The following is a 15200-nucleotide window of genomic DNA, read 5'->3' on the forward strand; positions in this document are numbered from 1 at the left end:
CTGTCACCGGGTTCCAGGAGTTTCCTGTTGACCCGGTGACAGTTTCATTACTCGCCAGTAGCGTGGGTCGCACCGCGGCCCGGACCGCGGCCCGCAGCCACCACGACGAGGGACGACGAGCATGCCTGCACTGACCAAGGACGACGCTCTCTGGACGCTCAGCCTGGACGAGGGCGAGAACCGCTTCTCCCCCGCGTTCCTCGACTTCGTCCACGACACGCTCGACGAGATCGCAGCCTCCAGCGAACCCGTCGCGCTCCTCACCACCGGCGCCGACAAGTTCTTCTCCAACGGCCTGGACCTCGAGTGGGTGATGGGCAACGCCGAGAAGCTCGCCTGGTACGTCGACCGGATCCACGCGATGTTCGAGAAGGTGCTGACGCTGCCCGTGCCCACCGTCGCGGCGATCAACGGCCACGCCTTCGGTGGCGGCGCGATGCTCGCGATCGCCCACGACTACCGGGTGATGCGCGAGGACCGCGGGTTCTTCTGCTTCCCCGAGGCCGACATCGACATCCCCTTCACCGAGGGCATGAACGCGCTGATCCAGGCCAAGCTGACCCCGCAGGCCCAGATCGCCTCCATGACCACCGGGCGTCGTTTCAGCGCAGCCGACGCACTGGCCGCGGGGATCGTCGACGCCACCGCACCCGAGGCGGACGTCGTCGCCCGGGCTGCCGCCCTGGTCACCCCGTTGGCGGGCAAGAAGCGCACCACCATCGGGGCGATCAAGCAGCGCATGTTCGCCTCCGCCAGCACGGCTCTGCTCACGCCGTTGCCCGCTGACCTCACACTCTGAGCTGAAATCGCTCTCTGACGAGGGGCGCAGCAACGCGTTCTCGGGAGGTGCGTCACACCCTCCCGGGAACGCACCCCCGCGACCACGTCCCGACGGGATCCGGCCCGTAGAATCCATCGACGTGAACGACACTCCGTGGATCGAGGCCCGCACCATCGACCAGGAGAACGCGAGGGAGACCTTCGCGCTCGCCGCCCGGCACGTCCTCTCGGACGTCGCGATGGAGTACCACGCAGTGATCTACCTGCCGGACTTCGCCGCGAAGCTGCAGGAGCGCACCCGGATCCGCTACCGCGCGACTCCGTCGTCGTGGATCGGTGACGTGCTGTTCCGCGTCGCCAAGGAGTGCCGTCGTCGCGCGGAGCCGCTGCTCGGCGCCCTCGTGGTCAACACCGACGGCACCATGCCCGAGTGGTGGGCCGACACCGTCGAGGCCGTGCGCGGGGAGTTCGTCGAGAACCCCAACCTGCACGCCGCGAACGAGCGCGAGGAGCTCTACCGCGTCCATGGCGCCGAGATCCCCGAGGAGGGCGCCGAGCCCGTCCTGCCTGCCCCGGCACCCACCCCCGTGCGGGCCCGAGCCACCCGTGCCACCACCCCGCGTGCGGCAGCCGCCGGCACCCGGGTGCCCGGCACCGGCACCGCCGCCCGCGCTCCCCGTGCGGCGAAGCCGGCCAAGCCCGAGCCCGAGGTGCGACTCACCCAGGCGGTGGAGAAGTTCTGCTCCTCGTGCTTCATGGTGCTGCCCGCCACCGGCCTGTGCGACGAGTGCGACTGAGCGCCCAGACACCGGAGTGCGACTGAGCGCCCAGACACCAGCGTGCGGCTGAGTCCGTGACGTCCTGAGAGGGGCCCCGGCGTGTGACGCCGGGGCCCCTCTCGGTTCGGTCGCGTGCACGCAGTCGGCTCCACGACGTCGTCCGGGCGTAGGCTTCCACCCCGACGCGAGCCCGGCTGTCGGGTGAGCCCTGTCCTCAGGAGGAACCCCACAGTGGCCTGGACCATCCACGGCGACGGCAAGTCCGTCGCACCCGGCGAGGTCGTCGCTCCGGGCGAACGCCTCACCTGGCCCCGCACCATCGGCCTCGGCGCGCAGCACGTCGTCGCGATGTTCGGCGCGACCTTCCTGGTCCCGATCATCACCGGTTTCCCGCCCAGCACCACGCTGCTGTTCTCGGGCGTCGGCACGATCCTGTTCCTGCTGATCACCCGCAACCGTGTCCCCAGCTACCTGGGTTCGTCGTTCGCGTTCATCTCCCCCGTGATCGCAGCGTCCAACGGCTCCGACTTCTCCGCCGCCCTCTTCGGCATCATCCTCACCGGTGCCGCACTGGCCGCCGTGGGTCTGCTGGTCGGCAAGGTCGGCACCGGCTGGATCCACGCGCTGATGCCGCCTGCCGTCATGGGTGCCGTCGTGGCCCTGATCGGCTTCAACCTGGCCCAGGCGTCGTACAACAACGTCATCAACCTGAACGCCGGCGGTTCGTTCGCCCCCGGCGGCAAGCCGGTCGACAACGACCACCTGCTCCTGGCTGCTGTGACCGTCTTCGCGATCGTGATCATCGCGGCGCTGTTCCGCGGCATCATCGGCCGGATCGCAGTGCTGATCGGCTTCGTGATCGGCTACCTGGCCGCCTGGCCGCTGGGCGTCCTCAACTTCGACGACGTGAAGGCTGCCGACTGGATCGGTCTGCCCACCTTCACCTCCCCCAGCGTCGACTGGACCATCCTCCCGATGTTCCTGCCCGTCCTCTTCGTGCTGGTCGCCGAGAACGTCGGACACGTCCGTTCCGTCGCGCACCTGGTGAAGGACGACTCGATCAACTCGATGACCGGACGCACCCTCTTCGCTGACGGTGCCGCCACCGTCGTTGCCGGTCTCGGTAGCGGTTCGGCCACCACCACCTACGGCGAGAACATCGGCGTCATGTCCGCCACCCGCGTCTTCTCCACCGCCGCCTACTGGGTGGCCGGCGTGGTCGCGATCCTGCTCTCGCTCTCGCCGAAGTTCGGCGCGATCCTCTTCACCATCCCCAACGGTGTCATCGGTGGCGCGACGCTCGCCCTCTACGGCGTCATCGGCCTGATCGGTGTCCGCATGTGGATCGACGCAAAGGTCGACTTCGGCCTGCAGAAGAACCTGTTCCCGATCGCTGTCGGCCTGATCCTGGCCATGGGCATGGGCAACGACGTCCTCGTGTGGGGCGACGTGAAGTTCGGCGGCATCGCGGTGGGCACCGCGGCCGTCCTGGTGCTCTACCACCTCATGAACACCCTCGAGAAGATCCGTGGCGGCGACGACGAGTCCGCCCCCGCGGAGGCGAAGGCCTGATCGGGCCCCGCTCCCTCATGACGTACGACGCCCCGCCCGGGTCCTCCCGGGCGGGGCGTCGTACGTCATGAGGTCTACTGCTCCGCAGCGTCCGGGTCCGCGGTGCGCGCCGCGGCGTCCTCGGCCTGCTGCTCCTCGGCAGCACGCGCGAGCCAACGTTCCCGTGCGGTCTCCCAGCGCTCGGCCTCGTCCGGGGAGATCCGGACCAGGTCATCTACCCCGGCCGCGGCCTCGCGCCACTGCGCCGCGCTGGCGCCGTTGCGCAACCTCTCCTTCACCGTGTCGACCCGGACCCGGGCCGCCACCTGACGCAGCTGCGTCTCGGAGGCCTTCAGCGTCTTCCCGGCCTTCCCCGAGGCGAACCGCTCGAACCACTGCTCCAACGTGGCCACCGAGGTCGCGGGGTCCACCAGCGATGTGAGGAAGGTGGCGTAGGTGATCGCGTTGCGGGCCCTGGGCATCAGGTCGCGCAGGTCGGCGCGGGCGCTCAGCAGGTCACCGACCGGGCGGGCCGCGGTGCGGGCACCCAGTTCCTCCAAGCCGTCGGTGAAGAGGCCGAGATCGGCACCGGCCGCCTCCAGACGCTGACGCACCTGCACCGGCGGGACCCCACGACCGCCCGCGGCGAACGTCGGCCCCACCTCACGAGCATCGGAGATCTCACCGGCGAGGACCCGGCCACGGTGCTCCACGTCAAGGACGTAGCCCTGAGCACCGTCGGCGACGACGCCCGGCGTCGCGATCGCGCCACTGACCACCGATCCACGGTCGGCCCAGACGAAGGCCGCCAACTCCTCAGCCGAACGGTCCTGGACCTGGAACCTGGTGGCACCCCAGATCACTGTTCCCGGAAGTTCCACGTCGGCGTTGCCGCAGCCCTCCCGTACGAAGTTCGGCACCGCGTGCCCGGCCTCGCTGACGGTGGTGCGTCCCAACGAGCGTTCGTCGTGGGCCTCGAGGCGCCAGCAGACCTGCTGGGCGGCCTGCACCAGCACCGTTCCGCCACCGTCGACGAGGAGCTTCTTCTCGTATCCGGTGTCTTCCAGGGCGGCACCGGCGGCACCGATCCCCCAGGTCACCAGACCGACCGCAGCCAGGGCCGTCGCGGCCCGGCGCGCCCGCACCGGCGCGGGGCGAGGCCGAGCGGTGCGTGACGTCGTGGTCGTACTCATGCCCGACCTCCTCTCGGACGCAGGGCCCACTGGACCAGGTCTCGGTCGGCGGTGTGCCCCAGGGGACCCAGCACGAGGCCGTCGGCGCCGGTGATCCTGAGTTCGACGACCTCCATGAACCCGACGATCCGCACTGCACCGATCGAGGCCAGCGGCAGGACGTGCACCGGCGTCGGACCGGCCGCGGCCGAGGTGACGTCGTAGGCCAGCAGCCGACGGTCGGTCACCACCACCACGTCCAACGGAGGCCGCTTGCGCTTGACCCGGAAAACGGCCTCGACGTGCTCACCGGCCTCCAAGGACGCCTGCACACCGTCCCAGACGGTGCGGGCGGCACGCTCGGCACTGCGTCCCCAGACCGTCTCCATGACCCGCGTGGGGGCGTCGAGCAGCAGGTCACCCTGCTCGACCGGAACGATCACCGAGGCACTGGCGCCGGCGCCGGTCGGGTCGAGGTGCACCGTGGCCCCGCCTCCGGCCGCCTCCGATCCAGCAGTCCGTGCCTGTTCCCGCTGGTCCTCCAGGACGGCGAGGCGGTCGAGGTCCTCCTGACCGGCGTCGAGGACGGCGTCCACATCTGCGCCGGCGGACGCACGCAGGGCCACCAGCTGGGCACGCAGCGCCGTCACGTCGAGTCCGGGATCGGCGAGCTGAGCCATCAACGCACGGTGGGCCACCCCGACGTGGCCGGAACCGAACTCGTCCTGCTCCCCCAGCTCCACGGCTCCGGGCACGAGGAGTCCGTGGTCGATGGCTGCCACGGAGAGGTCGATCCGAGCGGCCTCGTTCTCAATCTCGTCGATCAGTCCGGGAGCCAGGTCGATGCGGCGCTCCAGCTCTGCGATCTCGGCCCCGTGGGCGCGTTCGAAGAGGCGGATGCCGCGGTCCGCACGGCGTTCGGCCCGCCACTGCACCGCGATCGAGACCGCGACCTGCGCGATCAGAGCCAGCCAGATCAGTTCGAAGAACCACGGCACGAGCACCTCGAGCAGGTGCCCCTCGTCGAGGCCGATCCGGTCGATCACCCAGGCCCCGAACAGGTACGGCCAGGCGAAGGCGTGCACGACGGCCCGACGCAGGAGGACAGCGAGGAGAACGAGCGCCAGCACCGCGAGGGGGCGACGGGCGGCGCCGGGGAGCCGGTCGAGGACCGGGCGGAACAGGGAGGCGACGCGTCCGGGACTTTCGTCCTTGGCGGCTGTCATGTGTGGTGGGGCTCCAGCTGAGACGTGGCGGCCCCGCGGATGGGGCCACGACCGACGTCGATTCTCCGCGTTCCGCCTCGTTTTCTCCGGCCTTCGGTCAAGGAAAGAGGTGATTCAAACGTCATCTCCATCACAGTGTCGTGTCAGGCCCGGAGCCCCCTCGCCGGCCTGCGTCACACCGTGCCCGTGGCGAGGTGTGGGTGCACCGTGGGTGAAGACCCCACAGGGAGGGTGCCCAGCAGCACCCTCCCTGTCCCCGTTGAACCTGCGCGTCAGCGACGCATGCCCACGGTGACCTTCGCGCTCGTGGCCGGGGCCACGTTGACGCGATCGGTCGGGGTGAAGGCGGCGCGGACACGCACCTTCGTGGTCGACGCCTTCAGCGTGACGACGACCTTGCCTTGGGAGGCGGCGGTGACCGCCTTGGTGTAGGACCGTCCACCGCTCGTGACGGTGACCTTGCCGACCGGGTACGCCCCGTTGTCGAGCTTGCCGAGGATGACGGTGACCTTCGGCTTCTTGCCCCGGGCGAACTTCTTCGCCGCGACCTTCACCTTGGCCAGACGCGCCTTGCGGACCTGGACGACGGTCTCGTCGCTCAGGCTGGAGGCCTTGAGCTCGGCGTTGCCCAGGAAGCGGGCGCTCAGGGCGTGGGAGCCGGCCCGGGGCGAGACCAACGTGAAGGTGGCGACTCCGCTGCGCACGGCAGCGGCGCCGATGCGCGAGCCGTTGTCGTAGAGGTTCACGGTGCCGGAGCCTGCGCCCGGGACCGCGACGGTGACGGTGACCGGACCGGTGCCTGCCACCAGCGAGCGCTTCGAGACCTTCACGGCACCGATCTCGGCGTCGACCTTGTTCACGCGCAGCGTCGTGGCGGCGGTCTCGAACCCGGCGAAGGACTCGTCGCCGGCGTAGACGGCCTTGACGGTGTGCCGACCGGCGGTGAGACCCGAGAGCATGACGACGGCCTCGCCGTCGGAGAACGCAGCGGTCGAGACCTCGGTGCCGTCCACGACGAAGGCGACCTCACCGGTCAGGTCCTGGGCGGAGGTGAGGACTGCCTCGATCTCGTCACCGACAGAGACGGTCCGACTGTCGAGGGAGAGACGACCCTTCGCGGTACGCGGAGCGACCTCGAGGGCCGCCGTGGCCGTACCGGCCTTGACGCCTGCACCGGCGGCGGGGACGAAGGTCGCGGACACCGTGTGGGCGCCCGTGGCCAGGGCCGGGACGGTGACCGCTGCCACGCCGTCGACGACCTCGGTGGAACCCGCGACCTGCTCGCCGTCCACGGCGAGGGTGACCGTGCCGGCCACGTCGTCGGCGAACTGCTCGAGGAGCGCGGCGACACGGACCGTCAGCGTGGACTCCTCGCCCGCCTCCACGTCGGTGGCTGCGGTGGCGGAGACCTCGGTGTCGAGATCACCGCGCAACACCATCGCGAGGGTGCTGGAGGCGCCACCGAACCAGAAGTCCTGCGCGCCGTTGCCGTCGAAGTCACCGACGGAGGCCAGGGTGCGGCCGTAGGCGCCGGAGCCGAGGTCGGGAGTGAAACGCTCGCCCTGCTCGGCGGTCAGGTCGGCGAGCTCGAGGGTGCTGGTGCGCTCGCCGTCGACGTGCAGCAGGTAGGCGGCACCTCGCGGGGACTCGCCGTAGGCGCCCACGAGGACGTCGCCGGTGCCGTCGACGCCGGCGACCGCGAAACCGGCCTTGGAGTTGGCGGAAGCGCCGTTGATCCAGTGACCGCGGGCGATCTTCTCCGAGCCGGCGCAGTCGTCGCTCACCGAACCGTCGGCGCACTCGAAGACGCTGATCTCCGACGTCGGGTCGGTCATGACCGTGTTGGTCGAGGCCGAACCGAGGACCACCGCGGCGCCACCGTGACGGGTGGCGGTGCCGTTGGTGACACCGTCGCCGCCGGCGATGAAGTCGGTCAGGCCGTCATCGTTGACGTCACCGATCGCAGCCACCGACATGCCGAGACGGTCACGGCCGCGGGTGGAACCGAAGACGTCGAACCCGGGGGCCTCGTCAGTGCCCAAGACGACCTGGGAGGAGACACCGCCGTGGACGACGTGGGCCGCACCCGCGACCGGGGCCGAGGTGCCGTAGGGGGTGGCGGTGTAGGCGCCGATGACGAGGTCTGCCTTGCCGTCGCCGTTGGCGTCGCCCACCGAGGTCGCTCCGGCGAGACGGCTGCCCTCGGTGCCGTCGATCGTCATGATGACCTGGTCGGTGTCGGCCTGGACGTCGACGTCGGCACTGGTCTTCTTGCCCTTGACGATCCAGACGCGACCGGCGTTGTTGCCGTTGTAGTCGGCCAGGTTGTCGGAGACGGCGATGTCGGCGAGGCCGTCGCCGTCGACGTCACCGGCGGAACCCACCGAGTGGCCGAAGTTGTCGGTCGCCTTGTCGCGGGTCGTGGTGTCGTCAGCGCCCGGGTCGTTGATGAGGTAGCCGCGCTCGCCCAGGTTGCCCAGGTCCACGGGCCCGAAGTCCTTGGCACCGAAGACCACGGCAGCCTGGTGGTGCATGCGCGAGCCGTGGCCGACCACGACGTCGTCGAAGCCGTCACCGTTGACGTCGCCCAGGCAGGAGACCGAGAAGCCAGCCCAGATGCCGCCGGACACGGTCTTGGCCATGCCGCCGAGACGGACGGCGTTGGCCGAGGACGGGTCGGTGGTGTCGCCGCCGATCCGGTCCTTCGCGCCGAGGATGACGTAGGCGGCACCGACCTTGGCGTGGCCCTGACGGTTCCAGTTCTGGTCGCCGACGACGGTGTCGTCGATCTGGTCGCCGTTGACGTCGCAGGAGCTCTGCGACAGGGCGCTGCCGAAGCTGGTGTTCTCGCCGGAGAAGGCGACCTGACGCGAGGCCACCGAGTCGGCGGACTCGGCGGGTTCGGCGCTGGCCACGACGGCCGGGGCGGTGAGGCCGGTGACGAGCAGGGTCAGGCTGACCGCTGCGAGTGACTGCTTCTTCATGTTCTGTCCTCTGGACTCGGGACCGACTCGGGACGGTCTCGTGGTGGTGTTCCGGTGAGGGCCGGGACGCGGGCAGCACCGGACGTCGACGGTGACGTGTCAGGTGGTGGCGCCCGCTCGGGGTCTGGGGGGTGGCTCCCGCTGCACGGAGTGCGGATGCGGAGTTCAGCCGCGGGGCCTGAGCTTCACGGAGGTGCTCTTCGGGGTCGTGTACGAGCCGCGGGCTGTGGGCGTGAAGCTGACGGTGGCCTTCCCCGCGGTGCGGCGAGCGGGCAGGGTGACAGTGACCTTGCCCTTCTTCGCGGCAGTCACCTTGACCTTCTTCGCGACGCCGCCGACCTTGACGGTGACCTTGCCGACCGGCCACGTGCCGTCGCTGGCCTTGGCGACGGTGACGACGACCTTCGGCTTGCCGCCGCGGGCGAACTTCTTCGCGGTGGCCTTGACGGTGCCGGTGGTGGTCCGGGTGACGGTGAGCTTCGCGGTGGCCGTGGTGGCCAACAGCTCCTGGGTGCCGGCGGTGCGGGCGGTGACGGTGTGGCTGCCGACGCCGAGCGTCTTCGGCAGCTGCACGGTGGCGGTGCGGCCGGTGACCTTCGCGGTCCCCACGGCACGGCCGTCGACGAGCAGCGTGACGGTGTCGGAGACCACGCGGTCCAGGGTGAGGGTGGCGCGCACGACGTCGCCGCGACGGACGCTCTTCGTCGAGAGCGTCAGAGTGCCCTTGGGGGTGACCGGGGCAGCGACCGTGGCGGTGGAAGCAGCCAGGAGCTGGGCGGGCTCACCGCGGAACCTGGTGGCGACACCGCTGTACGCGGCCCGGGCACCAGTGGCGGCAGCACGGACGGTGCCGGACGGCAGGGCGACGCGGGCGACGCCCTCGACGACGGCGACGTCAGCGGCCAGGGTCTCGCCACCGGCAGTGGTGAACGTGACGGTTCCGGTGGTGAGGGACGTGCCGTCGGTGGCGGTGACCACGCGGGCGACGAGCTGGCCGTTCTCGACCGTGACGGTGGTGCGGGTGGTGTCGGTGACAAGGACCTGCGGGCCGGCCTGTGTGGCGGCGCCGTGGACGCCGGCGACGGCATCGGTGCGCACCCCCAGGACGTGCTCGCCGACGGGCAGCGCGACGTCGTCGAAGAACGCGAACGCACGATGCGGAGCAGAGACGGTGGTGGCCCCGGTCGCGACGGGGGCGCCGTCGACGGTCAGGGTGACGCGCCCGGAGATGCCCTGCGCGGTGGCGAGGAGGAGGTTGGTCCGGACGTCGACGACGTCGGAGGCCTTCAGGACCGTGCCGTCCGCGACGGCGATGCCGTCGTCCCCGACACGGCGGGCCGCCTTGAGCGAGACCTGGGCGCCGAGTTCGCCGCGCAGTGCGACGGTGACGGCACCCTGACGGTAGGTGGCGTGCTCAGAACGGCCCGGCGCGGAGACCGCGAAGTCCGCTGCTCCGTTGCCGTCCACGTCGCCGACTGCCGCGACGTCGAAGCCGAACCGGGAGGCGCGGTCATCGGCCTGGGCGTCTCCACGGGTGCCGTCCACGCGGTGTCCCTGGGCGGCGGTGAGATCGGAGAGTTCCTGGACCGCTCCCCCGGCCCGACCGGCCAGGACGTAGGCGGCGCCGGTGTCAGCGACGAGCCGGCCGGAGGCGTCGGGGACGTCGACGCCGGGCGCACCGACGAGGAGGTCGTCACGACCGTCACCGTCGAGGTCGCCCATGACGGCAACGGAGTGCCCCAGCGCGTCGCCGGGGTGCTCGGCGCGGACCAGGTAGCCGTGGGTGGTGCCGGACACGCTGACGGTTCCGGCAGCCGGGTCGACGACGACAGGAGTGGCGGCGAGGGCGGCGTCGGCGAGGTCGGTGATGACGGCGACGCCACCGTCGGCGGCCGGGCCGGTGCCGAGGCCGGCCCCCAGACCCACGACGAGGTCGGTGCGGGAGTCGCCGTCCACGTCACCGACGGCGAGGTCGGCCAGGCCGGTGGCACCGGTGGCGATCACGTGGCCGTCGCTCGCGGCGAGGTCGACCTCGCGGGTCGTGGCGGTGGGCGCAGCGCCACGGACGAGCCAGACGGTGCCGCGCTCGGAGGCGACGGCGAGGTCGTCGAAGCCGTCCCCGGTGACGTCACCGAGGCTGACGGCGGTACCGATCCGGTCACCGGCGGCAGCGCCGCTCACGACCAGCGCGACGTCGGCTCCGGCGTTGGCCGACGTCGTGAGGGTGGGGGTGGAGACCGCACTCGGGAAGGTCGCCTCCGCCTTGCCGCGCAGCACCCAGAGGCGTCCGGCCTCGGCGCGGGTGGCGCCGGTGCCCGTGGCGGCGGGGGTGGCGGCAGGGGTGGCGGTGTGCTGGGAGACGAGGACGTCCCCCAGACCGTCACCGTCGACGTCGCCGGCGCCACCCAGGGCGCGGGCGCCGAGGTGGGTGGAGCCGGTGGGGAACGTGTAGCGGCGCACCCGGTTCTGGACCAGCTTGCCCGAGGCGTTGCGGGTCCCGGCGGACTGCTCGACCGCGATCACGCGGGTGGTCGGGGCGACCACCTCGACGAGGTCGTCGAAGCCGTCGGCGTTGACGTCCCCGGCGCAGGTGAACCCGGTGGTGCCGTCGGTGGTCCAGTTGGTCCACTGCGGAAGGTCGGTGAGCGCGTCGGAGTAGCCGTCGAGACGCCGCTGGGCCTCCATGTCGACGAAGCTGCCGCCTGTGCTGCCGAACGCGGCGGCACCGGTGGCGGTGACGTCGCCGGCGGAGTCGCCGTCGAGGTCGCAGACGTCGGAGTTGAGGACGGTGCCGAACTCCTGGTTGGCGCGGCCGCCGTGCAGGGTCAGGGCGGTGGGCGCGAAGGCGTCGGCCAGACCGGTCGCGGCCAGCGCGGTTGCCTGACGCTCGGCGTGCGCGCTGACCGGGATGCCGGCACCGATTCCACCGGCGACGAGGCCGAGGGCGAGCAGCACTGAGGTACGGGTGTTCTTCATGGGGTTTCCTTCCGCTCCCCCGGGGCGCGCCGTCGCGGGGGCGCCGCCGGGGTGTGCTGGACGTCGGGCTGCGATCAGTTGGGCGCGTGCACGCCGAGCGAGTTGCCCCGGACGTCGCGGCCGTAGTCGTAGAAGAAGTTCATGGTCAGCGGGGCCGAGGCGCCCTGGCGGGTCAGACCTTCGGAGGTGCGGGTCGAGCGGTTGGCCACGGTCGGGGTGGTGGTCTTCACGTACTCGACGTTCGAGGTGCGCGACACGATGGTGCGGATGCTGCCGGTGAAGGCAGTCGTGCTGCCTTCCTTGCCCCACGGGTTGGTCCAGATCACCGAGGAAGCGGCGTCACGGTTGTCGACCTTGGTGGTGGTCAGCCAGGCGTCACGGATGTCGCCCTTGAACCAGGACTTCGGCGAGAACTCGTCGACGGGCTCGCTCGGCGACGCGGCGCGCTGGTCCTTCCACGGGCCCCAGTTCTGCTGGTTGCCGTTCTCCCAGGCGAGGTCGTTGAGGTACGCGACGGAGGTGTTGGTCTCGGTGTTGCCGGTGTAGTAGCGGGCGGGGTTCTGCAGACCGAACCACGGCTCGAAGCGGGCGATCTCCTTGCCGTCGGCCATCTTCAGGGTCGAGAAGGACTGCCACTGCTCGTACCCGGCCCACCACCAGCCGTTGCTGGAGGCGGCGGGCGAACCGCGACGGTCGTCGACGGCGGAGCCGGGGGTGCCGCTCTCGGCGCCGTTCTTGACGTAGGCGTTGATGCAGTCGAGCGTCGGGATGTAGCGGGCGCCGCCCTCACCTGCGGGGAGGATGGACCCCTTGGTCTCGATGACGGTGCCACTGCTGGTGTGCTCGGTGGCGAAGGGGCGGGTGCAGGACGAGGTGAGCTCGTTGGCGTTGCCGTAGTTGGTCATCACGGTGGTGAGGACCTTGGTGCCGTCGTTGCAGCTCAGGGCGTAGACGAGCTCGTGGGTGTTGTTCTTGGTCGCGTCGGAGGAGTGCGATCCCTGGTGGGCCTTGATCAGGGTGTCGCACTCCATCTCCTGGGTGTCACCCCAGCGGTCGGTGAACTTCACGCCCATGAGCTGGTTGTTGGCGACGATGACCTTGTGGCCGGGGTCGTCCTCGTGACGATGGAAGACGGAGTTGTGGATGTTGGAGTAGACGGTGAGCTGCTCGGATCCGTAGCCGAACGGCACGCCGTTGGCGTCGGGGTTCTGCTTCTTGTACTCCGACACGACCCAGTCGTAGATGTCGGAGTTGCGCGGGTCGTCGCCGTGCTCGTGCCCGAAGGTGCAGATGCTGCCGTCGGCGCGGGTGTGCACCGCCGGGTGCCAGGACGGGTAGAGCTTGCCGTCGACACCGGTCACTGAGTAGCTCTGGTGCTCCGCGGTGGTGCAGGTGTCGTACGCGGTGGGCTTCCAGACCTTGAGGTAGGCCTGCGAGTAGGTGTCGTCCAGAGCCATGGTGTTCTCGTGGCCGGTGTGCTCGTCACCGCCGGTGCCCGTTCCTGTGCCGTGCTCGGTGTCCATCTCGTGGTCGAGGAGCAGCGCGACGGTCTGGGTGCTGGTGACCTTCTCCGGCGCGGTCTCGACGATGCGCAGGGCGCCCGTGACCTTCGCCGAGCCGTCACCGAGAGCGGCAACCTGGGCCGGCGTCAGCGCGAAGCGAAGCGTCTTCGTGGCGCCCTTCGCCAGACGCACGGCCTGGGTGCCGGAGCCACCCTTGCCGGCGACGGTGAGGCTGGCGGTGGCGGTGCAGGTGGAGGTTGCCTTGCAGGTCAGGGCGACCGCGACGACGTGGTCGTGGCCGACGGTGACGGTCGTCGAGGTGAGCAGCAGCGAGGGGGCGGCAGCCTTGACCTCGACCTTGCGGGTGACCTTCTTGGTGGTCTTGCCGACCTTGCGGGTCACGGTCACGGTGCCGGCCTTCGGCGCCGCTGCGACCTTCTTCGTCTGCGCCGCGGAGAGCTTCAGCGCGACGGTGGCCTTCTTGCCCTTGGCCAGCTTGTACGTCTTCTTCACGGTGCCGACACCACTGACCTTGACGCTGACGGTGCCGGTGCACTTCGCGACGCTGCACTTCACACCGACGCGGATCGTGCGGTCGGAGCCGACGACGGCGTCGACGCTGGTGATCGTGGCCTTGGCTGCCGGTGCGGCCGACGCAGCACCGAGCACTGCCTGCGGCGCGAGTCCGAGGGCTCCTCCGGTGAGGGCGAGGGCCAGGACCGCTGCGGAAGTGCGGCGGGACCGGATCCTGGCTGTGGTCATCCGGGCGGTGGTCATCCTGGCGGTGGTCATGGCTGGCTCCTTGGGGACGTGCGGAAGGAATGTCACGGCGTCCCCCGAAGCCGTGCTCTGCTGCTGACTGGTGCTGCTGACTGCTGCTGGCTGGTGCTGGGTGCGGGCTGGTCAGCCGAAGAGGCGTTGTCCCACGTACTCGCCCTCGGCGGTTCCGGCCGGGACCGCGAAGAGGGCTGAACCGACGTGGCGGATGTACTCGTTGAGGAGGTCGCCGCGCAGGTTGTTCTGGATGTCGATGAACTGCTGTGGGTCGCGCTGGAAGCAGATGAAGAAGAGGCCGGCCGAGAGCTGCCCCAGGGCGTTGTTGCCCTCGACGAAGTTGTAGCCACGACGCAGCATCCGGGTGCCGTTGTTCATCTCCGGATGCGCGAGACGCACGTGGGAGTCGACGTCGATCGCCAGCGAGCCGTCCTCGTTCTTCGCGGCGAAGACCGGGTCGGTGAACTCCAGTCCGCCCGAGAGCGGGGCGCCCTCGCCCTTGTCACGGCCGATGACGCGCTGCTGCTCTGCGAGGCTGGCGCGGTCCCAGGACTCGATCGTCATCATGATCTTGCGGGTCACCATGTAGGAGCCACCCGCCATCCAGGCCGGGGTGGCGTCGTCGGGGACCCACACCTGCTCCTCGAGCGCTGCGGTCTCGTCGGCCATGACGTTGGCGGTGCCGTCCTTGAACCCGAACAGGTTGCGCGGCGTGGGGGTGGTGCGGTCGGTGGAGGCGGTCTTGCCGAACCCGAGCTGGGTCCAGCGGACCCGGACCGTGCCGAAGCCGATGCGCGAGAGGTTGCGGATGGCGTGCATCGCGACCTGCGGGTCGTCGGCGCAGGCCTGGATGCAGAGGTCGCCGTCGCTGATCGGGTCCTCAAGGAGGTCGAAGGCGAAGAGCGGGAGCTTCTTCAGTTCGGCCGGTCGCCGGTCGGCGATGCCGAGGCGCTTGCCCTTCTCGCCGGTGAACAGCGAAGGGCCGAAACCGAAGGTGACGGTGAGAGCGTGGGCTCCCATGTCCTGTGCCTCGCCGGTGTCGTCCGGGGGCAGCAGCACGGGGCCGTCGACAGCACCGTCCTCGGTGACCTCGAGCCCACGGGTGAGGCGTTCGGCGGCCTCGGTCCAGGCCTTCAGCAGTTCGACGAGGTCCTCACGCGTGGTGGTGTCGCGGACGTCGAAGGCAGCGAAGTAGAGGTGCTCCTGGACCGGCGTGGTGATGCCGGCCTGGTGCTCGCCGTGGAACGGGTGGACGACGGTCGCGGGGTCGACCACCGCCGGCATGGCCTCGTCGACGGAGGCGTGTCCGGCCACGAAGCCGACGGCGGCACCGGCGACGCCGGTACCGGCCAGCCCCAGCACTCCCCGGCGCGACCAACGGCCGAACCGGGGAGCACCAGCGGCGCCGTCCTGCTGTGACCGGGCAGACCCCTGCCCCGACTGCTCAGTCACGACG

The 15200-nt window shown here is 70.5% G+C and carries 9 protein-coding genes; 3 read left to right on the forward strand and 6 right to left on the reverse strand.

Going from position 1 to position 15200, the window contains the following annotated elements; all coding sequences use genetic code 11:
• Positions 1 to 121: 121 nt before the first annotated feature.
• The 3 genes from EOV43_RS11260 to EOV43_RS11270 all read left to right on the forward strand — a co-directional run bounded on the left by EOV43_RS11260 (position 122) and on the right by EOV43_RS11270 (position 3131).
• A complete protein-coding gene (locus EOV43_RS11260) occupies positions 122 to 799 on the forward strand; it encodes an enoyl-CoA hydratase/isomerase family protein (RefSeq protein ID WP_128221366.1) in 678 nt (225 codons plus the stop codon).
• A gap of 121 nt (positions 800 to 920) precedes the next feature.
• Positions 921 to 1577 carry a hypothetical protein gene (locus EOV43_RS11265; protein WP_128221367.1) on the forward strand — a complete coding sequence of 219 codons (657 nt, stop codon included), beginning with the start codon at positions 921 to 923 and terminating at the stop codon, positions 1575 to 1577.
• Between the two features lie 213 nt (positions 1578 to 1790).
• On the forward strand, positions 1791 to 3131 hold the full coding sequence (locus EOV43_RS11270) for a uracil-xanthine permease family protein (RefSeq protein ID WP_128221368.1): 1341 nt from the start codon (positions 1791 to 1793) through the stop codon (positions 3129 to 3131).
• A gap of 74 nt (positions 3132 to 3205) precedes the next feature.
• On the opposite strand, the gene EOV43_RS11275 is transcribed toward EOV43_RS11270, so the two are convergent.
• The 6 genes from EOV43_RS11275 to efeB form a co-directional block, all read right to left on the reverse strand.
• Positions 3206 to 4303 carry a hypothetical protein gene (locus tag EOV43_RS11275; RefSeq protein ID WP_128221369.1) on the reverse strand — a complete coding sequence of 366 codons (1098 nt, stop codon included), beginning with the start codon at positions 4301 to 4303 and terminating at the stop codon, positions 3206 to 3208.
• Positions 4300 to 5508: a hypothetical protein gene (locus tag EOV43_RS11280; protein ID WP_128221370.1), complete on the reverse strand. Its 1209-nt coding sequence runs from the start codon at positions 5506 to 5508 to the stop codon at positions 4300 to 4302. The genes EOV43_RS11275 and EOV43_RS11280 overlap by 4 nt, the downstream gene beginning before the upstream one ends.
• Before the next feature lie 272 nt (positions 5509 to 5780).
• A complete protein-coding gene (locus tag EOV43_RS11285; RefSeq protein ID WP_128221371.1) occupies positions 5781 to 8492 on the reverse strand; it encodes an Ig-like domain repeat protein in 2712 nt (903 codons plus the stop codon).
• 165 nt (positions 8493 to 8657) lie between these two features.
• Positions 8658 to 11468: a VCBS repeat-containing protein gene (locus EOV43_RS11290; protein WP_128221372.1), complete on the reverse strand. Its 2811-nt coding sequence runs from the start codon at positions 11466 to 11468 to the stop codon at positions 8658 to 8660.
• Between the two features lie 74 nt (positions 11469 to 11542).
• Positions 11543 to 13762, reverse strand: a complete 2220-nt coding sequence (locus EOV43_RS11295) for a hypothetical protein (RefSeq protein ID WP_128221373.1) — start codon at positions 13760 to 13762, stop codon at positions 11543 to 11545.
• A 111-nt stretch (positions 13763 to 13873) separates the two neighbouring features.
• The gene (gene efeB, locus EOV43_RS11300) at positions 13874 to 15196 is read right to left on the reverse strand and encodes an iron uptake transporter deferrochelatase/peroxidase subunit (protein WP_206611318.1); all 1323 of its coding nucleotides are present in this window, start codon (positions 15194 to 15196) and stop codon (positions 13874 to 13876) included.
• Positions 15197 to 15200 lie beyond the last annotated feature (4 nt).

Source organism: Nocardioides yefusunii (assembly GCF_004014875.1).
GTDB lineage: Bacteria > Actinomycetota > Actinomycetes > Propionibacteriales > Nocardioidaceae > Nocardioides > Nocardioides yefusunii.